Raw genomic sequence first — 23,519 nt, 5'->3', positions numbered from 1 at the left:
AGTCGGACTATGACTCGCTCAAATAGGCCCTCGCCTGCAGGGCGAACAGCTGGGCGTACGTGCCGCCGGCCGCCAGGAGCTGTTCGTGGCCGCCGGTCTCGGTGATGCGGCCGCCCTCGACGACCACGATCAGGTCGGCGATGCGGACGGTCGAGAAGCGGTGCGAGACCAGCACGGTCACCGCTCCGGCGGCCGAGGAGCGCTCGGCGGCGCCGGCGAAGCGTTCGAACAGGGCCGCCTCGGTCGGGGCGTCGAGGGCCGCGGTCGGCTCGTCGAGAACGGTCAGCAGGGGCGCCGGGCGCATCATGCCGCGGGCCAGGCCGACCCGCTGCCACTGGCCGCCCGAGAGGTCGCGGCCACCGGCGAAGAAGCGGCCGAGCAGCGTCGAAGGGTCGAGCTTCAGGGCGTCGGCACCGGCCCGCGCCAGCGCCGCCCGCAGGGCGGGATCATCGGAGCGCCGCGGCAGGTCGCCCATGCCGACCGCGTCACGCAGGATCATCTGGGGACGCATGAAATCCTGGAAGATGGCCGTGATGTGCCGCCGCCACTCCCCCGGCTCGACCGCGGCCAGGTCGACGCCGTCGACCGTGATGCGGCCGCCGGTCGGTTCATACATCCCGGTGAGCAGCTTGACCAGGGTGGTCTTGCCGGCTCCGTTCTCGCCGATCACCGCCACCGTGGCACCGGCCGGGAGCAGCAGGTCGACGCCGTGCAGCACCGGCTCGTCGCCGCCGGGATAGGTGAACGACACGCCCTCGAACCGGATGCCCTCGCCGAGGGTCTCCGGCACCGGCTCGCCCGCCGCGGCGGCCGGGGCGAGGTAACGCTCGGCCCACACCAGGCGCCGGGCCGAACGCATCGCCGAAGCGAGACTGTCGGCCGTTCCGGTCGAGCGCGAGACCTGGCTCTGGGCCCGCCGGATGAGGCTGGCCGCCATCACGACCTGCCCCGGGCTGACGTTGCCGTGAGCGGCCTGGAGAACGAGCACGACGATCGCGCCGACGAAGCCACCCGCGTACGCGAGCCAGCCGGCGGCCTCCCAGAGGCCGCCGCGAATCGCCGCCCGCACCGACCCGGCCCGGACCTCCTCGCTCAGCGCCGCGTGCCGCTCGGTGAGGGCCTCGGTCATGCCGTAGGTGCGCAGCTCCATCGCCGACGCGGCGGTCGTGGCCACGCTGAACAGGTCGCCGGTGAGACGCTTCTTCTCCGCCAGATCGTCGTCGGCCCGCTGCTGGAGCTTGGCCGCCCGGCGCCCGGCCAGCCAGGGCAGCACCGCGAGCACCGGCACGGCGAGCACCGGCGGATAGATCCAGGCGAGCAGCGCGACCGTGCCGACCGCCTGGACGCCGATCTGCAGCCCGCTGAGCACCTGGGCGGGCGACGAGGCGAGCGCCCGGCGGTTGTCGCGCAACTGGTCGATCTCGCGCAGGTCGTCCGGATTTTCGAAGTGGTTGAGCCGGGGCGCGTGGGCGACCGTGCGGCCGATCCGCGCGCCCAGTTCGAGGTTGATGCGGTCGGTGAGCACCTGATTCTGCTGGGCGCCGACGACCGCGAGCACCCAGCTCGTGCACGCGAGGACCGAGGCGACGAGCACGCCGGCGAGGACCCCGCGGCCGTCGTGCTCGAGCCCGGCGTCGACGATCAGCCGGAAGCCGATCGAGTAGGAGATGCCGGCGACTGCCATGATGAGGCCCCGGATCAGCGCCCAGGTCATCTGCCGCGGCGCGACCCGCCAGCCGAGGGTCAGGAAGAACCAGATGGCGGTGCGGCGGGGAACGTCGTCCGGCCTCATCGGAACCTCGCCGCCTGCTGGTTGAACATGCGCGCGTAGGTGCCGCCGGTTTCCAGCAGCTCGTCGTGGCGGCCGAGCTCGGTGATGTGGCCGCCGTCGAGGACGGCGATCCGGTCGGCGCGGCGGACGGTCGAGAAGCGGTGCGAGATGACGACGCTGGTCACCCCGGCGGTGATCTTCAAAAACCGGTCGTAGAACGCGGCCTCGGCGCGGACGTCGAGCTGGGCGGTGGGCTCGTCCAGCACGAGTACGGTGGCGCCCTGCTCGACGGCGTAGAGCGCGCGGGCCAGCGCGAGCCGTTGCCACTGGCCGCCGGAGAGGTCCTGGCCCCCGGAGTATTGCGGCGACAGCACGGTCTCGAGGCCCCCGGGCAGCCCGTCGATCACCTCGGCCGAGCCGGACCGGCGGATGGCCTTCTCGATCGCCGCCGGGTCGTCCGGCGCGCCGTCCAGGTTCATGGTGATGTTTTCCCGGGCGGTCAGCGGCAGGCGCGTGAAGTCCTGATAGACCACGGCGACCCGGCGCTGCCAGACGTCGGCCGGGAGCGTGGTCAGCGGGACGCCGCCGACCGTGATGCGGCCGCCGGTCGGGTCGCGCATGCGGGCCAGCAGCGAGACCAGCGTGGTCTTGCCGGCCCCGTTGACCCCGACCAGCGCGAGCGAGTGGCCCTCGGCCAGCTCCAGGTCGAGCTCGCTGAGCACGTCGCGGTCGCCCTCGGGGTAGCGGAAGCTCACCCGCTCGAACCGGATCGCGCCGCCCGGCGGCTTCCCGGCCGTCCCGGTGAGTGTCGTGTGCTCCCGCAGCTCCTCGGTGAGCGAGTCGAGGTCGGGCAGCGCGGTCAGCATCGCCTCGATCTTGTAGTCGTTGATCGAGATGCTGCCGACGTTCATCGTGGCCGGCAGCATCGGCAGCATGACCGCGAGCGTGCGCAGGTCGACCGAGCGGTGGTAGGCCGCCCAGCCCAGCGCGCCCGCGACCAGAACATAGGCCCCGAGCACGGGCAGGCAGAGCAGCAGCGCCCGGCGGGTCAGCGCGCGCTGCTGGGCCCACGACTCGGCCATCGCCTCGACGTACGACCCGCGGTAGCCCTCGATCAGCCAGTCGGCGAGCCCGAACGTGCGCACCTCCTTGGCGTGCGGCGCCTTGCCGGCCAGGGCGAAGAGGTACCAACTGCGGCGCAGCGTCGAGGTGGCCCGGCGGAACATGTGCACCCGGGACAGCACCAGCTGGCGCAACGGCCGCCGGACGCCGAGCCAGACCGCGATCAGCACGACCGCGAGCCACCAGTGGAACGTGCCGATGACCAGGCACGCGAGAAATCCCGACAGCCGGTCGCCGACCATCGACAGCGTGGTCATCGGGGCGTCGGCGGGCCGGTCCGAGGAGAGCTCTCCCCCGGCCCGGGCCAGCCGGTCGAGCACCTCGGGGTCTTCCAGGTGGCCGATGCCGGACGGCGCGTTGACCGCCCGCACCAGGCGCCGCTGCATGAGCGCGGTCAGCCGGGCCCGCGACGTCGTGGCGAGCATGTCTTCGGCCGGGCCGCGCAGCAGATAGAGCGCGTAGGCCACGCCGGCCAGCACCAGAGCGCCGTCGAGCCGGTGGCCCTCGGGCGAGCCGAGCCCGTGTGTCACCGCGCCCGGGATGTCACCGGTGACGTGCCCGATGACGATCAGGGTGAACGGCGGCAGCACCGACTCGGCGACCACGAAGATCACGGCGGCGACCAGCAGCGGCGGCGACGCCTCGGCCAGCAGGCGCAGCGCGCGCACCCGCCGGGACCGCCGCAGCGAAGCCAGCGGATGTCGCGCGATGTCGCGCCAGCCGGGCGCTTCGGGTGAAGTCACGCGGCCCAAGGTAGGCCGTTCGGCACGCCGACAGCACCTAGATAACCGTCTTGACAGCTACTCCTCGATCGTGATGGCCAAAGCGGGACAGACCGCGGCCGCCTGGCGTACGTCATCGTCCTGGGCGGCCGGCGGCGCGGGGTCGAGCAGCACGACCACGCCGTCGGAGTCCCGCTGGTCGAAGACGTCGGGCGCGGCGACCACGCACTGCCCCGAGGCGACGCACTTCTCCTGATCCACCAGAACCTTCATCGTATCCTCCCTCACCACGTCACGGGCAGTTCGTAGACGCCGTAGACGGCGCCGTCGTGCTTGAACGGGATCTCCTCGACCGTGGTCGCCAGCCGCAGGCCGGGGAGGCGCTTGTAGAGGGTGCCGTAGACGACCTGCAGCTCCATCCGGGCCAGCGGCTGGCCGAGGCACTGGTGCACGCCGAAGCCGAACGCGACGTGCTTGCGGGCGTCGCGGCCCACGTCGAGCCGGTCCGGGTCGTCGAAGACGCCGGGGTCGCGGTTGCCGATGTCGTTGGGCAGGATGATGCCGTCGCCGGCCCGGATGGTCGTCCCGCCGATCTCGATGTCCTCCAGCGCGACCCGCCGCCGGCCGTTGTGGGTGATGTTGAGATAGCGCAGCAGTTCCTCGACCGCGAGCGCGATCTGCTTCGGCTCCGTGAAACCACGCAACCGCTCGAGCTGGTCGGGATGTTCGAGCAGGGCCAGCGTGCCCAGCGCGATCATGTTGGCCGTGGTCTCGTGGCCGGCGATCAGCAGCAGCACGCCGATCCCGGCCGCGTCGCGCCGGGTCAGCTCGCCGCTCGCGATCCGCTCGACCAGGGTGGAGAGCAGGTCGTCGCCCGGGTTCTCGATCTTGAAGCCGATCAGCTCGTCGAGATAGTCGTAGAGCCGCTTGAACGAGGCGCTGCGCTCCTCGACCGGGATCGAGATGCGAATCAGGTTGCGGCTGTTCTCCTGGAAGAAGTCGTGGTCGGTGTAGGGCACGCCGAGCAGCGTGCAGATGACCAGCGACGGCACCGGCAGCGCGAACACCTCGACCAGGTCGACCGGCTTCGGCCCGGCCAGCATCGAGTCGATCAGGTCGTCGACGATCTTCTGGACCGCGGGACGCATCGCCTCGACCCGCTTGATCATGAAGGGCGCGGTCACCATCCGGCGCAGCCGGGCGTGTTCGGGGTCGTCCATCAGGATAAAGCCGATCGACGTGTCGTCCCCGCGCGGCCGGGCTGGCCCCGACATCGGGTAGCCGGGGCGGTCCGGGTCGGCGCTGACCCGCTGGTCGGCGAGCAGCGCGCGCTGGTCGGCATAGCGCGTGACCAGCCACGCGCTGCTGCCGTCCCAGATCTCCACCCGCGAGAGCGGCTCCTCGCGCTGCAGCTCACCCAGCTCGGGCGGCGGATCGAACGGGCAGCCCTCCGCCCTGGTCATCGGATAGGTCGTCATCGTTTTTCCCTTCCTCGAAGGACAAAACCGACTTGTCGAATGACAGAACCGACTTTCGGAGCCGGGCCTGCTTGGGCATGTTCCAGCCGAGCACCCCGACCGGGCGCCCGGCCCGGTGATAGACGCCGACGAACCGGCCGGCCGCCGGATCGCCCTCGACCACGTCGAACTCGGCCTCCGGCCCGGGAACGCCATAGACGTGGATCCGAGCGTCGAACTGCTCGGTCCAGAAGTACGGAACCGGGGTGTAGGCGCGGGCCGCCCCGAGGATGTTGGCCGCCACGGCATCAGCCTGTTCGACGGCGTTGGTGCGGTTCTCGAGCCGGACCGAGGCGCCCAGACCGGCGTGCCACCAGCGCGCGACGTCACCGACCGCCCAGACGCCGTCGGCCGCCCGGCACTGCTCGTCGCAGACCACGCCGTCGTCGACGGTGAGCCCGCTGCCGGCCAGCCAGTCGGTGGCCGGCGCCGCGCCGAAGGCGACCACCACGACGTCGGCCGGCAGCAGCTCGCCACTGGCGAGCGTGACCGCGAAAGCCGGCGGGCCGGCGGGACCGGCGTCGGGCACCGCGCCGGCCGGCGGCGGGCCGTCGAGACCCGCGACCCCGGCGGGCGCACAACCGGTGACTCCGGAGCCGAGTCGGAGCCGGACGCCACCCCGCGTGTGCAGGCCGGCGAGCAGGCCCGACACGACCGGACCGAGCTGCAGGCGCATCGGGGCGGGCTGCGGGCCGGCCAGGGTCACGTCGGCGCCGAGCTTGGCCGCGGTGGCGGCGATCTCGGTGCCGAGCACTCCGTCACCGACCACCACCAGTCGGCGCCCGCCGACGAGAGCGGCCCGCAACGACAGGGCATCGTCGAGACTTCTCAGCGCGTACGCGTCGAGCGCACCCGGCAGTCGCCGGGGGTGAGCCCCGGTGGCCAGCACCACCGAATCGGCTTGAAAGATCCTGCCGGCGGCGGTGGTGACCCGGTGGGACGCCGCGTCGAAGGCGACCGCCGGGTCATCCGGATAAAGGGTCGCGTCGACCGGGCGCAACCGGGCCCGCTCCGGCTCCCATTCGCCGGCCAGCACCTGCTTGGAGAGCGGCGGACGATCATAGGGAAGGTGCGGCTCGGCGCCGAGGATCGTGATCGGACCGGTGAAACCGCGGCGCCGCAACGCCTCGGCGGTCGCGATGCCACCCGCGGCAGCGCCGACCACCAGCACGTCGGTCATGGCCGTGCTCCCTTCGAAAGGAAGGCGTACGTCCATATTTCCGCCGCTTTGCGAAGCGACGGCCCCAGACTAAGTCAGTTGACTGACTTAGACAACCGCGACGTGACCAGCCAGAATGTCCGCGTGGCGGCGTTTAACCTGCGCACATCGCGGGCCGAGACCACCCGGGAAAGAATCCTGACGGTGGCCGAGCGGCTGTTCGCCGAGCGCGGGGTGTTCGCCGTCTCCAACCGCCAGATCGGCGAGGCGGCCGGGCAGGGCAACAACACCGCCGTCGGCTACCACTTCGGCACCAAGATCGATCTGATCCGGGCGATCATGGCCGAGCACACGCGGCACATCGACCAGATCCGGGCCCGGCTGCTCGCCGCGCACCAGGGCAGTTCCGACCTGCGCGACTGGGTGGTGGTGACGGTCCGGCCGCTGACCGATCACCTCGCCGCGCTCGGCACCCCGAGCTGGTATGCGAGGTTCGCCGCCCAGCTGATGACCGACCCGGCGCTGCGCGACATCATGACCGCCGACGCGCTGCACTCGCCGGCCACCCAGGCCGCCGCGGCCGGCATCACCCGCACGATGCCGGCGCTGCCCGACGAGGTTCGGGCGGAGCGTCACGAGATGGTCCGCGCGCTGATCGTGCACACCTGCGCCGAGCGCGAGCGGACGCTGACGAACGGGAGCGCCTGGACGTCGGTGGAGGCCCACCTCACCGACGCGATCGTGGGCCTGCTGAGTGCCCCGGTCTCCGCCGGGGCACCCGGCGACGGTTAAGCGGGAATCTCGGCCGTGGCCACCAGGGTCGCCCGGCCCAGAATGTGCGAGGCGATGTTGAAGTTGAAGAACGCGGGCGACGCGTCGGCCGGCACGCCCAGGTCGGCCACGTCGAGCGCGTGCACGGTGATGAAGTAGCGGTGCGGGCCGTGCCCGGCCGGCGGGGCGGCCCCGATGAAGCGGGCGCCGCCGCCGTCGTTGCGCAGCTGGAAGGCCCCGTCCGGAAGGCCGGAACCGGCGTCGTCGCCCGCGCCCTCGGGCAGCGACGTGACGCCGGCCGGGATGTTCGCGACCGACCAGTGCCAGAACCCGGACTGCGTCGGCGCGTCGGGGTCGTAGACGGTGACGGCGTAGCTCTGCGTGCCCTCGGGCGCGCCGGACCAGCTCAGCTGGGGCGAGCGGTCCTCGCCGCCCGGCACCCCGAACGCGCCCGACATCTGCGCGGCCGGGAACGGGTCCCCGTCGTTCACGGTCGTGCTGGTCACGGTGAAACTGGCCGCCGGCGGCAGGCCGGCGAACGGGTCGTTGCCGTAGCTCATTCCTCAGTCCTCTCCAAGGCTCGGACAACCGATCATTACACCGTGGGGCGGCGGCCGGCTCACCGCGCCGCTAAGCTCCCCGATCGTGACGGGGATGGATGAAAGCCGGGATATCCGCGGCTGGTTGGTGACACCGCTGGTGACCCTGCTGGTCGCGCCGGCCCTGGCCGTCAGCGTGGGCATCCTGGTCGCCGCCTCGTCCACCTCGACGACGGCCGAGCACACCGCCGACTCGACCCTGGTGCTGCACGCCCGCATCTTCGCGGCCGGCTGGCTGCTGCTGTGGGCCCTGCCGTGGTGGCGCGGCCTGCGGGACATCCGGATCGGCGCGGCCGCCGTGATCGGGGCGGTGCTCGTCGCCGGGCCGTTGCGGCTGATCGACGCGAACCTGGTGTTCGAGGAGCACAGCCCCGACATTCCCGCGTACATCCTGGTCGTCATCGTGCTCATCGGAGTGCCGATCGTCGGCTTCGTCCTGTCGGCGATCAAGCGCCACTTCCTGCTGGCCGGAGCGTTCGTGATCATCGCGCTCGTCATGGGTCTGCCGATCTACGCGCTGGCCGCGCGTCACGCCGGCGGCGAGCACCGCGACCCCGCCGGATCGGCGGGACCGGTGTGCGTCATGCACAGCGGAAGCCACGATGTCTGCCCCGGCGGCTGAAAACCCGGGAGGCTAGAGGAGGGCGCGCAAGGCGCGCAGGGCTCCCGCGTACGCGTGATCCGGCGGCCGTGCATAGCCGACGACCAGCCCGCCCGGGGTCCCGAAGGTGCCCAGCCCGTGCAGCGCGAGGCCCCGCCGCGCGCCCCGGGCGACGACCGCGTCCTCGTCGTCGACCGGCACCAGCGCGTGCAGCCCGGCCGAGACGCCGGTGACCGAGGCACGCCCGTCGAGCGCCCGCACCAGGGCGTCGCGCCGGCGCCGGTAGCGCAGCCGGGACCGGCGGATATGCCGGTCGTAGCCGCCACTCCGGATGAACGCGGCCAGCGTGAGCTGGTCGAACACCCCGGCCCCGCCGCCGCTGAGCAACTTCGCGCGCACCACCCCGCGCAGCAGGCCGGGCGGCGCGGCGATCCACCCCAGGCGGAGCCCCGGCGCCAGGGTCTTGCTGACCGTCCCGACGTAGGCGACCTGCTCCGGGTCGAGGCCCTGCAACGCGCCGACCGGCCGCCGGTCGTACCGGAACTCGCCGTCGTAGTCGTCCTCGATCACCAGACCGCCGGTGCGCCGGGCCCAGGCCAGCGCGTGCGCCCGCCGGGCCGGGGACAGCGCGACGCCGAACGGGAACTGATGCGCCGCGGTCAGCACGACGCCACGCTCCGAGCCGAGCACCGACACGTCCGCGCCGTCCTCGTCGACCGCCATCGGCACCAGCCGGCCACCGCCCTCCTCCAGCACCCGCCGGTGATAGCGCAGCCCGTGCGACTCGACCGCGACCGGTCCCCCGCCGAGCGCCTTGGCCAGCAGGAAGAACGCCTGGCTGGTGCCGGTGCAGACCACGATGTGGTCCGGCCCGGCGCGCACGCCGCGCACGCGCCCGAGGTACGCCGAGAGCTCCTCCCGCAGAGTCAGGGAGCCGAGGGGGTCCGGGTAGTCGAGCGTGTCGTGTGGCGCGTCGCCGAGCGCCTGCCGGACGGCCCGCAGCCAGGCCGCCCGGGGAAAGGCGCTGACGTCCGGGACACCCGAGGTGAGGTCGTACGCGGGCTTGGCCGAGGCCGGCCCGGCCGGGGTGACCGAAGGCGCCCGGCCGTGGGCCGCCACCCGGGTGGCCGACCCGTGCCGGGCCACCAGCCATCCCTCGGCGACCAGTTGCGCATAGGCGTCGGCGACCGTGTTGCGCGACAGCCCGAGCTGGACCGCGAGCGACCGCGACGACGGCAGCCGGCTCCCCTCGGCCAGGCGCCCGCCACTCACCGCGGCGCGCAGCGCGTCTTCGAGCCCGGCCCGGCGCGGCCCGCCGGCGGGCAGGTCGAGCAGCAGATCGAGCGAAGTGGCCCAGGATTCCCGCATCGGAGTGGATCCTAACTCCGGTCCGCCTGGGCCCTAGCGTGGGAGAAGGCGGGACGGGGGATCCGGACGGCGGGCCTGCCGTCCGGATGCCCGCCACACAGTGCGAGGCTCAGCCGCCTATGGCGCGCAACTGTTCGGTCAGCCGCTCACTTTCCCCCGCCTCGGCGGCCGAGGTGCCGAGACCTCGCACGGCCGTCGGGCTGCGCAGGAAGCGCCGCAGCAGGGCCGCGACCAGCCCCTCCGGCAGCACCCGCAACCCACCGAACGCGCGCGGGACCGGCGGCGCCGGCAGGTAACGGCGCATGAGGCGGATCATGCCGCGTACGGCCGCCGGGTCGCCGGCCAGCGCCTGCGGGCCGGACGCCGCGATCACCGCCTGCCCGAGCGGCGCGACGAACGCGGCGTGCGTCGTGAGCCAGGCTTCGATCCGCGGCTCGGCCCGGGCGTTGATCCCGGTGCTGCGGAACACGTGTACGGCCCGTTCCAGCCGCGGAGTCGCGCGGCCGTCCGGCTCACCGATCGGCATCGAGACCAGCCGGGTCATGAGGCTGGTCGCGCGGTAGCGGACCAGATCTCCGTCCAGTCGGCCCCCGGCCGCGGGGAAGCCGAGCAGTACGCGCTCGGGGCCGATCACCGCGCCGAGCGGTCCCGCGCCGGCCGCCCAGTTGATCAGGAACAGCACGTCGCCCTCGCGGCCGGCGAGTGACTCCAGCACCGCCTCCACCTGATGGGCGCGGACGAAGACGGCGGTCAGCTCGTATCCGCCGTCCGGGTGCTGGACCACCGGCACCGGCACCAGCCGGACGGCCGGGCTGTCTTCCTCGGCCAGTCGCACGCCGCCCTGCCGGCGCAGGACGGCCAGACGCTCTCCCCGGGCGAGGAGCGAGACGTCGTGGCCGGCCTCGTGCAGGAGGGCGGCGTGCAGGCTGCCGAGAGCCCCGGCGCCATAGACCAGCAGTTTCATGACGGTCCTCGCTTCACTCATACGTTCGTTTGAATCGAACGTATGACTAGTATGCACCCATGGCGTCCCCCGGCACCCGCACCCAGATCCTCGACGCGGCCGAGCAGCTCTTCGCCGAGCGCGGCTTCCGCGGCACCTCGATCCGCGCGATCACCAACCTCGCCGGGGCGAACCTGGCCGCGGTCGGCTACCACTTCGGCTCCAAGGCGGAACTCCTGGCCGCGGTCGCCCGCCGCGCGATCGAGCCGATCAACGCCGCCCAGAGCGCCGGGCTCGACCGGCTGCTCGCGGAGACCGCGGACCCACCGGTCGCCGACCTGGTGGAGGCCTTCGCCGGCCCCCTGTTCGACGAGATGCCGGGCGGCGCCCGGACGTCCCGGCTGATCGTGACGATCCTCAGCGATCCGGCCGAGGAGATGCGCGGCTGGACCGGGCCGGCCGAGGACGCGGTCCGCGATCGCTACTTCGCGGCCTTCCGGCGCGCGCTGCCCGGCCTCTCCGAGAGGGAGTTGGGGTTCCGGCTGCGGGGCATCCTCGCCGTTGCGGCGGTGGACCGCGTCGACGCCGATAACACCCGGTCTCCGGTGACCGGCGAGGCGGCCCGGCACTGGGCGATCACGTTCCTCGCGGCGGCGATGAGCGCGCCGCCGACCCGGACCTGACGACACCGGGCAGTCACCGGGCGGTCACCGGCCGGCCGGCTCGGCGAGGGCCGGCTCGGCGTCGCCGGCGACCGGCTCGACGGGCTGGTGGCGGGGCAGGAAGGCGACCGCGGCCAGCGCGGGCAGGGTCAGGGCCAGCGCCCACCAGAAGGCGTGGTCGAACGCGGTCGCCGGGTCGGCCGGGTGGCTGGACAGTCCCCGCTGCAGAGCGACGGCGAGCAGGGCCGTGCCGAACGAGCCGCCCAGTTGCTGCAGGATGCGGGTGGCCGTGCTGGCGTGCGGGACCAGATCGCGCGGCAGTCCTACGTACGCCCCGAGCAGCACCGCCATCAGGATCGCGCCGAGCCCGGCCCCGCGGATGACCAGCGCCAGCCCGAGCACCCACTGGCTGCTGTGCGGCCCGGCGAAGGCGAACGGAAGCGTGCCCACGATCAGCAGCAGGGTCGAGAGCAGCACGACGACGCGGATGCCCCAGCGGTCGAGCAGGCCGCCGGCCAGGCGCGAGAGCCCGATGCCGATGCCCTGCGGTGCCATCAGCAGGCCCGCGGTCAGCACGCTCTCGCCGCGCAGCTGCTGGTAGTAGAGCGGCAGCAGGAGCAGCGCACCGAACGACGCCAGACCGGAGAGGAACATCAGGCTGCCGACGGCCGAGAACGAGCCGACCCGGAACAGCCGCAGGTCGACCAGCGGCTCGGCCGCCCGCAGCGCGTGCACCGCGAACGCCGCCACCAGCAGCGCTCCGCCGATCAGCGGAACCAGCACGGTCGGGTGGCCGAAGCCGCCCCGGTCGCCGAGTTCGCTCAGGCCGTAGATCAGGGCGGCCAGGCCGGGCGAGAGCAGCAGCAGGCCGGTGAGGTCGAGCCGGGCGCCGGGCCGGCCGGTGTCGCGAGGCAGGTAGCGCACGGCCAGCACGATGGCGAGCACGCAGATCGGCGGGTTCACGTAGAAGATCCAGCGCCAGTCGAGGTGGTTGAGGATCAGGCCGCCGATCACCGGGCCGAACACCGGCCCGAGCAGGGCGGGCAGGCTGACCAGGGCCATCGTGTTGCCGGTGGGCCGCCCGGAGGCCGTGCCGAACAGCAGGGTCTGCATGATCGGGATGAGCAGCCCCGCGCCGACGCCCTGCAGCGCCCGGAAGCCGATCAGCGCCTCGACGTTCCAGGCCAGGCCGGACAGAACCGAGCCGGCCAGGAAGAACACGAGCGCGACCAGCCACACCCGGCGCGCCCCGTACCGCTGGGAGGCCCACCCGGTGACCGGGATGGCCAGCGCCATGGCGAGCAGGTAGGCCGTGCTCACCCACTGGATGGTGGCGACCGACGCGCCCAGGTCGTGCCGCAGTGTGGGGATGGCGACGTTGACGATCGTGCTGTCGAGCAGCGGTGCCACCAGCCCGAGCACGAGGACGAGGGCGAGCACGAGCAGGCTCGTTTCGCGACGTTCAGTCATGACAGTTCCCTCCTAAGAGACGGTCCGTCTCTAAGGAGGGATGCTAGGCTCCGAAAACAAGAGACGCAACGTCTCCTAGCGAGAGAACGGGAGAAGGGGCGTGACGGGCACCCGACGCCGGGGCGACGAGCTGGAGGCGACGATCCTCGACGCCGCCTGGGCCGAGATCATGGAGAACGGCTATCCCCGGCTAACCATGGAGGGCGTCGCCGCGCGGGCCCGGACCGGCAAGCAGGTCATCTACCGCCGCTGGCCCGACCGCGCCCAGCTGGCGATCGCGGCGATCCGGCACACGCTCGGCCCGCTGGTCTCCGAGGTGCCGCGGACCGGCTCCCTGCGCGGCGACCTACGCAGCTTGCTGCTCCGGATGGCCGACCGAGGCCGGCAATACCGCCCCGACCTGTTCTACGGCCTGCTCGCCGAGGCCCCCGAGTCCGACACCGGCTTCGGCACCGTCATGCCCGGGGTGATCCGGGCGATCCTCGAGAACGCAGTCGCCCGCGGTGAACTGGCGCACGCCGACCTGCCGTCGCGCGTCGTCAGCCTGCCGGCCGACCTGCTGCGCTACGAGGCCCTGCGCAACGCCCCTCGCTGGGGGCAGGTAGCCGGCGAGGGCGAGATCGAACAGCTGCTGTCCGAGATCCTCGACGACGTCTTCCTGCCCCTGGTGCTCGCCCTGGCCGGCCCGGAAACCTAGTCCTTGACGGCGCCGCCCAGGCCGGCCACCAGGCGCCGCCGGACGAGCAGGAAGAAGACGAGGACCGGGACGGGCTCCTGCTCGGGCTCGTGCCGTACGCCCGCTCCCGCGACCTGCTCCCGCCCGACCTGCCGGTCACGGTCACCCGGTCGGCCGCGCTCGACCTGGCCCTCGCCTGGGCCAAAGTCCTCCGCAACGGCTGGCCCGCCACCCCGGTCAGCATCGACACCTTCGACCGGGCGACGGTCGACGAGGTCGCGCAGGCGCTCGGCCTCGACTCCACCGAGATCGCCACGTTGCCGTTCGACCCCGACCAGACGGCGCGTTGATCGGCCTGCAACACCTGCTGGTCAACACGCCCGAGTTCGCCGACGCCTGGATCGACCCGCGCGGCCGGCACGAACTGCTGGTCTTCGCCCCGGCGGCCCTCTTCGAGGCCGCCATCCACCACTGGGTCACCCTGCCGGTGCTCGCCGAGGCCCGCACCCGCCTGGGCGTACGCGTCGTGGCCGGCTTCGGCATCGGCGGCACCGCACGGCAGAGCGTGACCCTGGCCGAACGGGCCGCGACCCGGGCCGGGCAGGACGCGCAGCCGGGTGCCTACCTGTTCACCGACACTCTCTCCCCCAGCGACCTGGCCCGCACGCTCGGCATCACCGATCCGAGCGGCCGCCGCCTGATCCGCAAACTCGGCGAGGCGCGCCTGATCGTCCGCGAGGGCAGCACCCAGGTGAGCCGCAAGGGCCGCCCGACCCGCCTCTACCGCCTCGCGATCACCCCGGCCCTGGAATCTGTCACATCCGAGCCGCCTGCCCGGTCATAGCTGACGAACCACATCGACCAGGAGGCCGAAGATGAGCTCTGACAAGCTGCTCGTGCTGCTCGACGACCCGGAGAGCCGGGAGATGATGTTCGCGCTGGAGCACAGCTACCCCGGTGGCCTGCACGGGCTGGCGGCGTCCCGCGGCCAGGTCCTGCTGACCGACGTCGTCGTGGGCGACGTGGCGGCCGTCGTCGAGTCCGAGCCGGCCGAGGTGGCCCGGCAGCTCCGTCAGCTGCTCCCGGACCTGCTCGACGCCGTGTGCCCCGGCGGGCAGATGCTCCCGGCCCCCGAGCTGGCCCGCCTCATGCGGATCGACATCGTCCTCGACGAGGACGAAGCGGGGCCGTTCGGCGAGTGAGCCCGCGCCCGGCGTCCCGGCGCCGCCGTCCCTGACGATCCGGGCGGTCACCGAGGCGGGCGAGCTGACAGTGATGAACCACTGGACGCCTTCCGCCCGGGCCGGACGACGGCGACCGCGATCGCCCACAGAAGTCGCGTGTCTCCCCATACCGGCAGGATCATCACGGCCAGACCGGTGGGGCTGCCCGCGGAAATCGCCGCGAGGACCAGCCAGACCTGGTGGTGCGTCCATGACACCGGCGACAGGACCACGCTCGCCGCGCCGACCGCCACGGTCGCGGCGAGCGGGTCCGGTTGGCGGGCGCGATGCAGCGCGATCAGGGCGACCGCGCCGCCGATCAGCAGGACGATCACCTCCCGGCCGGCGGACGGCAGGCCCAGCCGGATCAGGGCGCCGTTGAGGCTCTGGTTGCCGGCCGAGTCGATGAAGCCGAGCCGATCGACGTCACGCACCTCGATGGTCCAATAGCGCCACGAGTCGCCGGGCAGCGCGACCGCGGCCAGCGCACCACAGGCCACAAAGGTCGCGGTGGCCACGACCGCCGCGCGGCGCCGGCCGCGCATCCACAGCATCGGAATGAAGATCAGCGGCGTCAGCTTGATCGCCGCGGCCAGACCGGTCAGCACGCCTTGGGCCGGCCCGGGCGGCCGCAGCACGTCCACCAGCACCATCAGCGCGAGGAAGAGACTGACCTGTCCGTAGCGCAGATCGGACGACACCGGTGCCGACAGGAAGAGCACCAGAGCGACGGCCGGCGCGTTTTCCCGGCCGGCCAGGCGGGCGATCGCCACGACCGTCGCCACGGTGGCCAAGGTCCAGAGAACCTGCAGGCCTATTTTGGGTACGCCGGTGAGCGGCGCCATGACCAGCCCGGCGAACGGCGGATAGGTGAAGGGCGCGTTGCCGAGGATGAAGTCGTAGAGGCTGTCGCCGTGCCGCAGCCCCTCGACCGCGCCGAGGTAGACGTCGAGGTCGGACAGCCGCCGCCCGGGCGGCCGGGTCAGCGCGACATAGCCGGTGACGACGGCGACCAGGAGGGCCGGTTGCCACCCCATGGTCTGTTCACTACATAGGGTGGCCGACTTCGGCGCCGGGGACACGAGCACGGCTCAGGCCCGCCGGCGCACGCCGAGATGGGTCGCGATCAGCCCGGCGACCAGCGCGGTCACGACCCGGCCCGAGGTGTCGGCCAGAAACCCGAACCCGAACACGGCCGAATTGTCGAGCAGCCGGTGCCAGGTCGCCTCGAACCCGCCCACCGGCATCCGGCGGAACACCTCACCCCCGGCGAGCGCCGCGATCGCGGCGGCGACACCCCAGAGCGTACGGGCGTCGACCCGCGCCAGCGTCCGCACCGACGAGTGCTCCGCGGCGGCCGGCCCGAGCGCCCGCGTGAGCACGAACACCGAGCACAGCAGCATCGGCCCGATCATCGCCGAGGCGTTGGCCAGCAACAGCTCCGAGGCCTGCGGCGGCCCGAGCGTGACCGTGCCGCCGGGCAGCAGCGCCAGCGGGAACCAGGCCGGCGCCGAGCTCAGGGAGACGCCGAGGCCGCCGGCGGCCCGCACGGAACCGGCGATCGCCGCCAGATCGAGGATGAGCAGACCCCCGAGAACGGCGACGGCCCGGCGGCGGGTGCGGCTTATGACGTACGCGAAAAGGGTCGTCAGAACCGTCCACCCGAGCACCGCCGGCAGAACGTCCCGCCAGCCCATGTACGGCATGACCGCGACCCGGTTGCCGGCGAGCAGAAACCCGAACAGTGCCGCCCCGACGCCGGCCGCGCGCGCGAGCACCGAGGCCCGGGAGCGGCGCGCGACCTGCCCGACGACAAGCACCGACAGGATCCACACTCCGGCCGAGCCGAGCGGGCCGGCCCGGTGCTGGGCGACGTGGGCGGCGTTGGCGAGCGCCCCGGCCAGCAGCACGACCCCGGCCGCGCCGGCCAGCGACCGCGCCCAGGCCTCGACCCGTGGCGCGGCCTCGATCGGCGAGACCGCGAGGCTGACCGCGAACCGCAGCCGGCGGATCGCCGGCTGGTCGCGCATCACGGCCAGCTCGGCCCGCCACTCCCGGGCCATCTCCCCCGGCCACCGCCGGGCCGCCAGCTCGATCAGCACCCTCACCAGCCGGTCGATCATGCCGGCCGCTCTCTCGGAGCGGATGCCGTGGGCATCCGGGCGCGCATCGCGTCGACCTCGGCCCGCGCCACCGCGACCCCTTCCGCGGTCAACCGGTAGTACCGCCGGTTGGGCCGCCCCTCGGCCACCGGATCGAGCTCCTCCCACCGCGACGTCACCCATCCGGCCCGGTCGAGCCGCATCAGAATCGGGTAGAGCGTGCCGCTGGGCAGCCCGGTGTCCTGCATCAGCTCGAGCCCGTAGTGCTCGCCGTCCGGCTCGGCGAGCAGCGCGAAGATCACCTTCAGCACCGGCGCGGTCATCCGCAGGCTACCCATGTACGCACTCTACATAGGGTCGACAGTACTGGCGAGGGTCAGGGCACAATCGCGTCGACGGAGCCAGGACGTCCATCGTCCCCGGCCCGGACAGCGGCACCGGATAGCGCCTTGGAGTTCCTAACACAGTGGGGCGACTTGGGCCGGTTTGGCGGCAGCGCGGTCATGATCATGCGTTGTCGATGGTGTGAGACGTGGTGAGCAGCCGCCGTGGATCGTGCCGGATGAGTTGTGGCAGCGGATCGAGCCGTTGCTGCCGGTCAAGCCGCGCCGGTATCGCAGCCCAGGTCATAGCCGGCACCGGCGGGAACCGCGACGACATCACGCAGCTGCTGCCCCTGCTCGATGCTGTCCCACCGGTGCGCGGCCGCCGGGGCAGATCCCGCAGCCGCCCGGACGCCGTCTTCGCTGACCGCGCCTACGACCACGACAAGTGCCGCAAGCCGTGCGAGCAAAGGGGGTCCGGCCGTTCATCGCTCGCCGCGGTCAAGCCCACGGCTCAGGCCTCGGCACCATCCGGTGGGTCGTGGAACGCACCATCGCCTGCTACCACGGCCTGAAGCGTCTGCGCATCCGTCGGGAACGACGCGACGACACCCACGAAGCGTTCCTCGCCCTCGCAACCTGCGTCATCACGTACCGGCACGTCAGACGACTCGGTTAGGAACTCTTAGTCCCGGCGGGAGGCCCACCAGCTGGCGAGCACGGTGGCGGCCAGCGTCGCCAGGATGACGCCGAGCGAGAGGGCGATCCCGACCGTCGGCACCGCGACGCCGGACGACCGCAGCGCCTCCAGGAGCAGCTTCACGCCGATGAAGCACAGGATGACGCAGAGGCCCACGTCGAGATAGCGCAGCCGGCGGAGCAGCCCGGCGACCAGGAAGTACAGCTGGCGCAACCCCATCAGGGCGAACGCGTTGGCGGCGAAGACGATGTAGGGGTCGGTGGTGAGCCCGAAGATGGCCGGGATCGAGTCGAGGGCGAAGACCACGTTGGCCACGCCGATCGCGAGGATGACCACCAGCATCGGGGTGAAGACCCGGCGTCCGTCGCGGCGCACGACGATGCGGTCACCGGCGTACGCGTCGGTCATCGGCAGCACCCGGCGGGCGAGCCGGATGACCCGGTATTCCTGGAACGCCACCGGGTCGTCGCCGGGGCCCGCGACCAGCCGCACCCCGGTGTAGACGAGGAACGCGGCCAGCCCGTAGAAGACCCAGCTGAACTGGCTCAGCGCGACGGCGCCGGCGACGATGCAGACCGTACGCAGCAGCAGCGACAGCACGATGCCGATGTAGAGCCCCTTGTCCTGCAGGCGAGGCGGCACCTGGAACCTCGACATGATCAGCAGGAAGACGAACAGGTTGTCGACGCTGAGGCTGTACTCGGTGAGGTAGCCGGCGACGAACTCGCCCGCCTGCTGCCGTCCGCGCACCCACAGCAGCATCAGCGCGAACGCGACCGCGAGCCCGGCGTAGAGGAGGATCCAGCGGGCCGCGCCGCGTACGGTGACCGCGTCCCGGCGCCGCGCGATGACGCCGAGGTCGACCGACCCGACCACTGCCAGGCCGGCGACCGTGGCGCTCCATCCTTCCCAGGGCATCAGACGGAGGCGGACGCGGCCGCCCCCGCGCCGGCGATCCGGCCGAACACCGAGCCGCTGGTCAGCCCGCTGCCGCCGGGGTAGTTGAAGTAGAAGATGCCGCCGACCAGTTCGCCGCAGGCGTACAGGCCGGGCATCGGGTCGCCCTCGGAGTCGATCACCTGAGCGTCCTCGGTAATCCGCAGGCCGCCGAAGGTGAACGTCACGCCGCAGGTCACCGCGTACGCCTCGTAGGGCGGTTCGTCGAGCCGGTTGGCCCAGTTGGACTTCGGCGGTTTGACCGCGGCCCGCCGCCCGTCCTTGACGTTGGGGTTGAACGGTTTCGCGACGTCGACGGCGGCGTTGAACTCCTCGACCGTCCGGAGGAAGGCCGCGGGGTCGACACCGTCCATTCTGGACACGAGCTCCTCCAGCGTGTCGGCCTTGACCTTGGTGACCTGACGGATCCGGTACTCGTCGCGGAGCAGGTGGCTGACCTTGGCGTCGAAGACCTGCCAGGCGAACTGGCCGGGCTGGGCCAGGATGCGGCTGCCGTACTTGGCGTAGGTGTAGTTGCGGAAATCCTCGCCCTCGTCGACGAACCGCTCGCCGAGCGCGTTGACCATGATACCCAGCGGGTAGCTGTGCTTCTGGAATCCGTCGCCCACGGCCAGGTCGCCGAAGGCCGGGGCGTTGAGGTCCCAGCCGACCGCGTGCGCGCCCGACCAGTGTCCCCACGGCATGGCCCCGATCTCCAGCGCCATCCGGATGCCGTCGCCGGTGTTGAACCGGCTGCCGCGCACCTTGGCCAGGTCCCAGCCGGGGCCCAGGCTGCGGGCCCGCCACTCGGCGTTGGCCTCGAAGCCGCCGCTGCCGAGCACGACCGCGCCGGCCCGGATCTCCTCGACCCGGCCGTCACCCCGGGCGCGTACGCCGACCACCCGGCCATCCTCGGTGAGCAGGCCGACCGCGGGTGTGCCGTAGCGGATCTCGATGCCCTCGGCCGTCGCGGCCTTGGTGAGGAAGTCGACCAGGCCGGGCCCACCGCCCGACACCTCGAGCGTGAGCCCGCCCCAGAAGGTGAACGAGCCGTCGATCTGGTAGGCCTGCCGGCCGTAGATCGGCTCGAACCGCACGCCCTTCTCCCGCATCCACGACAGCGTCGAATAGCTGCGCCGCACCAGGATGTCGGCGAGATCGGGATCGGTGCGGTACTCGGTCACCCGGGACAGGTCGTCGAGGAACCGCTCCTCCGGATAGCTGCCGAAGTCGGTGCGCTCGACCAGGTCGGCCGGCAGGTCGGGGGCGAGGCGCAGGACGTCCTCGCGCCCCGCGTACGCCACCCGCATCGCACCGGCGGTGAAGGTCGAGTTCCCGCCGCGCTCGGCGTAGGGCGCTCGTTCGAGAACCAGGACCGAGGCCCCGGACTCCCTCGCGGACAATGCCGCACACAGGGCGGCGTTTCCTCCGCCGACGACCACCACGTCGTATTGCACAACAGCCTCCCCAGGCAGTTAGTGGGATTGCGGCTCGGCGGTTTCCGCCTCGACATCCAGAAGGCCCTCGTCCGGCGAGGCCGGGGGCCGGCGCCGGCTGCGCCATTCGCTGCGGATTCCGTACGCCAGGAGCAGTGCCGCGAGCGCGAGGACCACCGCGGTCACCGGCCGGGACACGAAGGTCAGGAAGCTGCCGTCGGCGATCAGAATGCCCTGGCGCAGCGTGCTCTCGATGTCGTCGCCGAGGATGACGCCGAGCGCGGCCGCCGCGACCGCATAGCCGTACCGCAGCATGAAGTAGCCGACGAAGCCGAACACCAGGCAGACGCCGACGTCGAACATGGACTGGTCGACCGAGTAGACGCCGATCAGGGTCAGCGCGAGCGCCAGCACCAGGATCACCGACCGGTCGACCCCGGCCAGCCGGGCCGCGACCTTGGCCATCATCCAGCCGATGAGTGCCAGAAAGACCGCCGCGCCGAGCAGGCCGCCGACCGCGCCGAACAGCAGTTCCGGGCTCTGCTTGATCAGCAGTGGTCCGGGGACCAGGCCGTGCAGGGTCAGCGCGGCCAGGATCAGCACCATGGTCGAGCCGCCCGGGATGCCGACGGCCAGGGTCGGGATCAGGTCGCCGGCCTGGGACGCCTGTTGGGCCGACTCGTTGGCGGCGATGCCCTCGATCGAGCCCTTGCCGAACTCCTCCGGCGTCTTCGACATCGCCTTGGCCTGCTGATAGGCCATGTACGACGCGGCCTCGGCGCTGGCACCGGGCGCGATGCCGATGATGACGCCCAGCGTCGTACCGAGAAGCGCGGGCCGGAGGATCCGGCGCAGCACCGCCCGGTTCGGGAACTTGATCGACCGGAGCCGGATCTTGCCGACCGACCAGGGATAGACCTGGCGGCACTGCCGGATCACCTCGCTGACCGCGAGCAGGCCGATCACCACCGCGATCGGGTTGACGCCGTCCTGCAGGTCGGTCAGCCCGAGCGTGAAGCGGGGCACGTTCTCCAGCGGGTCGAGTCCGACCAGCGCGACGGCGAGTCCGACCGCGGCCGAGATGACGGCCTTGACGATGCTGCGGCCGGCCAGCCCGACCACCGCGGTCATGCCGAGCAGGGCCATCGCGAACAGTTCGGGCGACAGGAAGAGGTAGGCCAGGTTGGACAGCGGCACCACGAACGCGACGAAGAAGATGATGCTGACGAACTGGCCGAAGATCGACGCCAGGTAGACGATGCCGAGCGCGGTGCCGGTCTCGCCGCGCTGGTGCAGTTGGAACCCGTCCTGGGCGGTGAGCACGGCCGACGGGGTGCCGGGCACGCCGATCAGCACCGACGGCAGGCTGTTGGCGAAGTTGATGCCGACCAGCACCGAGAGCAGGAAGGCGACCGCCTGCGGGCCGTTCATGACGAAGGTGAACGGCAGGGCCACACCGACCGACAGCGTGGCGCTGCCGCCCGGGTGGACGCCGCCGATCACGCCCCAGAGCGTCCCGGCCACGATGATCAGAAGGAAGATCGGGTCGGTCAGGTAGGCGGTGCCCTGCGCGAGGCTGTGCAGGAAGAACGTCATGACCCCTCGATCTTCTAGAAGTGGAACCAGAGGTAGTAGTCCCAGGTGGACAGGACGCCGAGCGGCAGCAGCACGCCGAAGAAGCCGACGAACAGGACGTACGACGCGACTGTGTAGAGCACCGAGAGGGCGACCAGCCGCAGCCACGACGCGACGCCCATGACGTACAGGGCGACGCCGACGAAGATCGGCGTGGCGATCGGGTAGCCCAGGTAGCGGACGCCGAACGCGTACGCCACCAGCAGGCCGAAGATGCCGAGCCCGCGCCGGGTCGACGCCGGGTGGTCGGGGTTGTCGGTGCTGCCCTCGGCCGGCACGGTGGCCCCGGGGGTGCGCCGCCAGCCGACGACCCGGCGGGCGACCAGATAGCCGGCGGCCAGGATGATGACGACCGCCAGGACCCGGGCCACCCCGCCCGAGCCGATGCTGTCCGGCACCGAGCCCTGCGGAATCCGGAAGGACGCCACCAGAAGCCAGATGCCGAAGGCCAGGAAGCCAGTGGCGACCGTGAGATCGACCCGCTTGTCCATCGCACTCCCGTCCGGTGCGGGCCGGGCTCGCGGTACGCGCCCGGCCCGCGGTGATCAATTGCCCTTGTAGAGGTTGAGCTGCTTGAGAATCGGGGTGGCGATGTCCTGCGCGTCGTGCACGTTCTTCATGACCTCGTCGTGGTCGTAGACCACGCCGGTGGCGCCGGGCACGGTCTGCAGCCGCTGCGCGTAGGCCGGGCTCGACTGGGCCGCCTTGAAGAGCTCGAACAGCCATTGCCGGTGCAGATCACTGGTCTCCGGGGTGGCCATCAGCCCGCGCAGTGAGCCCCAGGGCTCGTCGAGGCCGAGTTCCTTGGTCGTCTGGGCCTGGGGGAACACGGCCGGCTTCTGCTCGCCGACGACCAGCGGCACCTTGATCTTGCCGGCCTGGAACTGGCCGGCGATGACGTCCGGCAGCTCCATCGAGAAGTCGCCCTGACCGGCCGCGATCGTGGTGGCGACCTGCACGTTGTCCTTGAGCGGGATCTTCTGCGCGGTCCAGCCGCCCTTCGCCATCAGGCTCATCATGCCGATGTCGAGTTGGCTGCCGGTGCTGACCGCGATGTACTTGAGCTTGCCGGGGTTGGCCTTGGCCGCGTCGACCAGGTCCTGGTAGGTGTTCCACGGCGCGTTGCCGCGGGTGACCACCACGAACGGGACCCGCTCGGTGGCGATCACGGGGTTCATGTCGTCGGTCTTGTAGCCGTAGCCGGTCGCCACCGTGTCGGCGATGAAGTCCAGGCCGGCCCCGGTGTAGGCCATCACCTGCACCATGTAGCCGTCCTTGGCGTCGGGGCGCGACTGCATGTACTTCAGGCTGGCCCAGTTGCCGCCGCTGCCGGCCGGCTTGTCGAGAACTTCGACGTTCACCGGCGAGATGTTCGCCAGTGCCTTCTGCATGGTGCGGGCGTAGATGCCGTCGGAGGAACCGGCCTCGTCACCGTTGAGGATCGTGATCGGTTTGTTGGGGAAGCCGTCGGGCAGCGGCTGGAGTTTGCCGTCCTTGAAGACCGGCTTCCAGTCCGCGGCGGCGCTCGGGTCGGAGGATTCAGCCTGACGGCTACCCACGCTGCATCCGGTCATCAGGCTCATGGTCGCGACTGCGGCGACCACTGCGGTTCTACGAGAAATCATGGCCGTACCTCTCCGTCGACGCGGAGGCCGATGCCGGTCAGCCGCGTCCGCCAGAAGTTGTATCCAAGCGGGATGCACGGATGCTACAGCCGGGTTACCAGCGTGACAAGCTTCTCAACGCTTCATGCTGGCGATTGGACGCAGGTTGGATACAATCT

Annotated in this window: 24 protein-coding genes and 1 pseudogene; 8 read left to right on the top strand and 17 right to left on the bottom strand. The window is 71.9% G+C overall.

What is annotated here, in order from left to right:
* Nucleotides 1-7: 7 nt before the first annotated feature.
* From AB0M88_RS33660 to AB0M88_RS33640, 5 genes are read right to left on the bottom strand one after another with little or no spacing between them, the layout of a single operon-like run.
* On the bottom strand, nt 8-1,792 hold the full coding sequence (locus AB0M88_RS33660; RefSeq protein WP_364109625.1) for an ABC transporter ATP-binding protein: 1,785 nt from the start codon (nt 1,790-1,792) through the stop codon (nt 8-10).
* A complete protein-coding gene (locus tag AB0M88_RS33655; protein WP_364109623.1) occupies nt 1,789-3,636 on the bottom strand; it encodes an ABC transporter ATP-binding protein in 1,848 nt (615 codons plus the stop codon). Before AB0M88_RS33655 ends, AB0M88_RS33660 begins: the two co-directional genes overlap by 4 nt.
* A 57-nt stretch (nt 3,637-3,693) precedes the next feature.
* Nucleotides 3,694-3,888, bottom strand: coding sequence for a ferredoxin (locus AB0M88_RS33650; RefSeq protein WP_364109620.1), 195 nt, complete (start codon nt 3,886-3,888; stop codon nt 3,694-3,696).
* A gap of 11 nt (nt 3,889-3,899) precedes the next feature.
* A complete protein-coding gene (locus AB0M88_RS33645) occupies nt 3,900-5,093 on the bottom strand; it encodes a cytochrome P450 (RefSeq protein WP_364109618.1) in 1,194 nt (397 codons plus the stop codon).
* Nucleotides 5,029-6,312, bottom strand: coding sequence for an FAD-dependent oxidoreductase (locus tag AB0M88_RS33640; RefSeq protein WP_364109616.1), 1,284 nt, complete (start codon nt 6,310-6,312; stop codon nt 5,029-5,031). The genes AB0M88_RS33645 and AB0M88_RS33640 overlap by 65 nt, the downstream gene beginning before the upstream one ends.
* A gap of 78 nt (nt 6,313-6,390) precedes the next feature.
* On the opposite strand from AB0M88_RS33640, the gene AB0M88_RS33635 reads away from it, so the two are divergent.
* On the top strand, nt 6,391-7,083 hold the full coding sequence (locus AB0M88_RS33635; protein ID WP_364109614.1) for a TetR family transcriptional regulator: 693 nt from the start codon (nt 6,391-6,393) through the stop codon (nt 7,081-7,083).
* On the opposite strand, the gene AB0M88_RS33630 is transcribed toward AB0M88_RS33635, so the two are convergent.
* Nucleotides 7,080-7,622, bottom strand: coding sequence for a YbhB/YbcL family Raf kinase inhibitor-like protein (locus AB0M88_RS33630; RefSeq protein ID WP_364109612.1), 543 nt, complete (start codon nt 7,620-7,622; stop codon nt 7,080-7,082). The genes AB0M88_RS33635 and AB0M88_RS33630 overlap by 4 nt on opposite strands.
* A 94-nt stretch (nt 7,623-7,716) precedes the next feature.
* Between AB0M88_RS33630 and AB0M88_RS33625 the strand changes: the two genes are divergently transcribed.
* The gene (locus tag AB0M88_RS33625; protein WP_364109610.1) at nt 7,717-8,283 is read left to right on the top strand and encodes a hypothetical protein; all 567 of its coding nucleotides are present in this window, start codon (nt 7,717-7,719) and stop codon (nt 8,281-8,283) included.
* 12 nt (nt 8,284-8,295) lie between these two features.
* Here AB0M88_RS33625 and AB0M88_RS33620 read toward each other — a convergent pair whose 3' ends face one another.
* Both AB0M88_RS33620 and AB0M88_RS33615 read right to left on the bottom strand, forming a co-directional pair.
* A complete protein-coding gene (locus tag AB0M88_RS33620; RefSeq protein ID WP_364109608.1) occupies nt 8,296-9,630 on the bottom strand; it encodes a PLP-dependent aminotransferase family protein in 1,335 nt (444 codons plus the stop codon).
* 109 nt (nt 9,631-9,739) lie between these two features.
* Nucleotides 9,740-10,594 (bottom strand): 2-dehydropantoate 2-reductase N-terminal domain-containing protein, encoded by an 855-nt coding sequence (locus AB0M88_RS33615; protein WP_364109606.1) that lies wholly within the window; start codon nt 10,592-10,594, stop codon nt 9,740-9,742.
* A gap of 59 nt (nt 10,595-10,653) precedes the next feature.
* Between AB0M88_RS33615 and AB0M88_RS33610 the strand changes: the two genes are divergently transcribed.
* Nucleotides 10,654-11,256 carry a TetR/AcrR family transcriptional regulator gene (locus AB0M88_RS33610; protein WP_364109604.1) on the top strand — a complete coding sequence of 201 codons (603 nt, stop codon included), beginning with the start codon at nt 10,654-10,656 and terminating at the stop codon, nt 11,254-11,256.
* 24 nt (nt 11,257-11,280) lie between these two features.
* Here AB0M88_RS33610 and AB0M88_RS33605 read toward each other — a convergent pair whose 3' ends face one another.
* Nucleotides 11,281-12,705: an MDR family MFS transporter gene (locus AB0M88_RS33605; protein WP_364109602.1), complete on the bottom strand. Its 1,425-nt coding sequence runs from the start codon at nt 12,703-12,705 to the stop codon at nt 11,281-11,283.
* A 100-nt stretch (nt 12,706-12,805) separates the two neighbouring features.
* Here AB0M88_RS33605 and AB0M88_RS33600 point away from each other — a divergent pair, with 100 nt between their 5' ends.
* The 4 genes from AB0M88_RS33600 to AB0M88_RS33585 all read left to right on the top strand — a co-directional run bounded on the left by AB0M88_RS33600 (nt 12,806) and on the right by AB0M88_RS33585 (nt 14,583).
* Nucleotides 12,806-13,402, top strand: a complete 597-nt coding sequence (locus tag AB0M88_RS33600) for a TetR/AcrR family transcriptional regulator (RefSeq protein ID WP_364109600.1) — start codon at nt 12,806-12,808, stop codon at nt 13,400-13,402.
* A gap of 89 nt (nt 13,403-13,491) precedes the next feature.
* Entirely contained in the window at nt 13,492-13,731 is a 240-nt protein-coding gene (locus tag AB0M88_RS33595; RefSeq protein WP_364109598.1) for a hypothetical protein, read from the top strand.
* Entirely contained in the window at nt 13,728-14,225 is a 498-nt protein-coding gene (locus AB0M88_RS33590; RefSeq protein WP_364109596.1) for a hypothetical protein, read from the top strand. Before AB0M88_RS33595 ends, AB0M88_RS33590 begins: the two co-directional genes overlap by 4 nt.
* 31 nt (nt 14,226-14,256) lie before the next feature.
* On the top strand, nt 14,257-14,583 hold the full coding sequence (locus AB0M88_RS33585; protein WP_364109594.1) for a hypothetical protein: 327 nt from the start codon (nt 14,257-14,259) through the stop codon (nt 14,581-14,583).
* Between the two features lie 47 nt (nt 14,584-14,630).
* On the opposite strand, the gene AB0M88_RS33580 is transcribed toward AB0M88_RS33585, so the two are convergent.
* The 3 genes from AB0M88_RS33580 to AB0M88_RS33570 are packed head-to-tail and all read right to left on the bottom strand — an operon-like array spanning nt 14,631 to nt 17,044.
* Nucleotides 14,631-15,641 carry a glycosyltransferase 87 family protein gene (locus tag AB0M88_RS33580; RefSeq protein WP_364109592.1) on the bottom strand — a complete coding sequence of 337 codons (1,011 nt, stop codon included), beginning with the start codon at nt 15,639-15,641 and terminating at the stop codon, nt 14,631-14,633.
* Nucleotides 15,642-15,695: 54 nt separating this feature from the next.
* Nucleotides 15,696-16,727, bottom strand: coding sequence for a hypothetical protein (locus AB0M88_RS33575; RefSeq protein ID WP_364109590.1), 1,032 nt, complete (start codon nt 16,725-16,727; stop codon nt 15,696-15,698).
* Nucleotides 16,724-17,044, bottom strand: coding sequence for a PadR family transcriptional regulator (locus tag AB0M88_RS33570; protein ID WP_364109587.1), 321 nt, complete (start codon nt 17,042-17,044; stop codon nt 16,724-16,726). Before AB0M88_RS33570 ends, AB0M88_RS33575 begins: the two co-directional genes overlap by 4 nt.
* A gap of 299 nt (nt 17,045-17,343) precedes the next feature.
* Here AB0M88_RS33570 and AB0M88_RS33565 point away from each other — a divergent pair.
* A pseudogene (locus AB0M88_RS33565) lies at nt 17,344-17,708 on the top strand (transposase); the annotation flags it as partial.
* A gap of 6 nt (nt 17,709-17,714) precedes the next feature.
* Here the strand turns inward: AB0M88_RS33565 and AB0M88_RS33560 are convergent.
* From AB0M88_RS33560 to AB0M88_RS33540, 5 genes are read right to left on the bottom strand one after another with little or no spacing between them, the layout of a single operon-like run.
* Complete coding sequence (locus AB0M88_RS33560) at nt 17,715-18,647, bottom strand: TerC/Alx family metal homeostasis membrane protein (RefSeq protein ID WP_364109582.1); 933 nt, start codon at nt 18,645-18,647, stop codon at nt 17,715-17,717.
* Entirely contained in the window at nt 18,647-20,122 is a 1,476-nt protein-coding gene (gene tcuA / locus AB0M88_RS33555) for an FAD-dependent tricarballylate dehydrogenase TcuA (protein ID WP_364109580.1), read from the bottom strand. The genes AB0M88_RS33560 and tcuA overlap by 1 nt, the downstream gene beginning before the upstream one ends.
* 18 nt (nt 20,123-20,140) lie before the next feature.
* Complete coding sequence (locus tag AB0M88_RS33550) at nt 20,141-21,697, bottom strand: tripartite tricarboxylate transporter permease (protein WP_364109578.1); 1,557 nt, start codon at nt 21,695-21,697, stop codon at nt 20,141-20,143.
* Between the two features lie 14 nt (nt 21,698-21,711).
* On the bottom strand, nt 21,712-22,227 hold the full coding sequence (locus AB0M88_RS33545; protein WP_364109576.1) for a tripartite tricarboxylate transporter TctB family protein: 516 nt from the start codon (nt 22,225-22,227) through the stop codon (nt 21,712-21,714).
* A gap of 54 nt (nt 22,228-22,281) precedes the next feature.
* Nucleotides 22,282-23,361, bottom strand: coding sequence for a tripartite tricarboxylate transporter substrate-binding protein (locus tag AB0M88_RS33540; protein WP_364109574.1), 1,080 nt, complete (start codon nt 23,359-23,361; stop codon nt 22,282-22,284).
* Between the last annotated feature and the right edge of the window lie 158 nt (nt 23,362-23,519).

The organism is Actinoplanes sp. NPDC051411, from assembly GCF_040682075.1.
In the GTDB taxonomy this organism is placed as follows: domain Bacteria; phylum Actinomycetota; class Actinomycetes; order Mycobacteriales; family Micromonosporaceae; genus Actinoplanes.
This window is presented reverse-complemented; position numbering and strand designations above follow the sequence as displayed.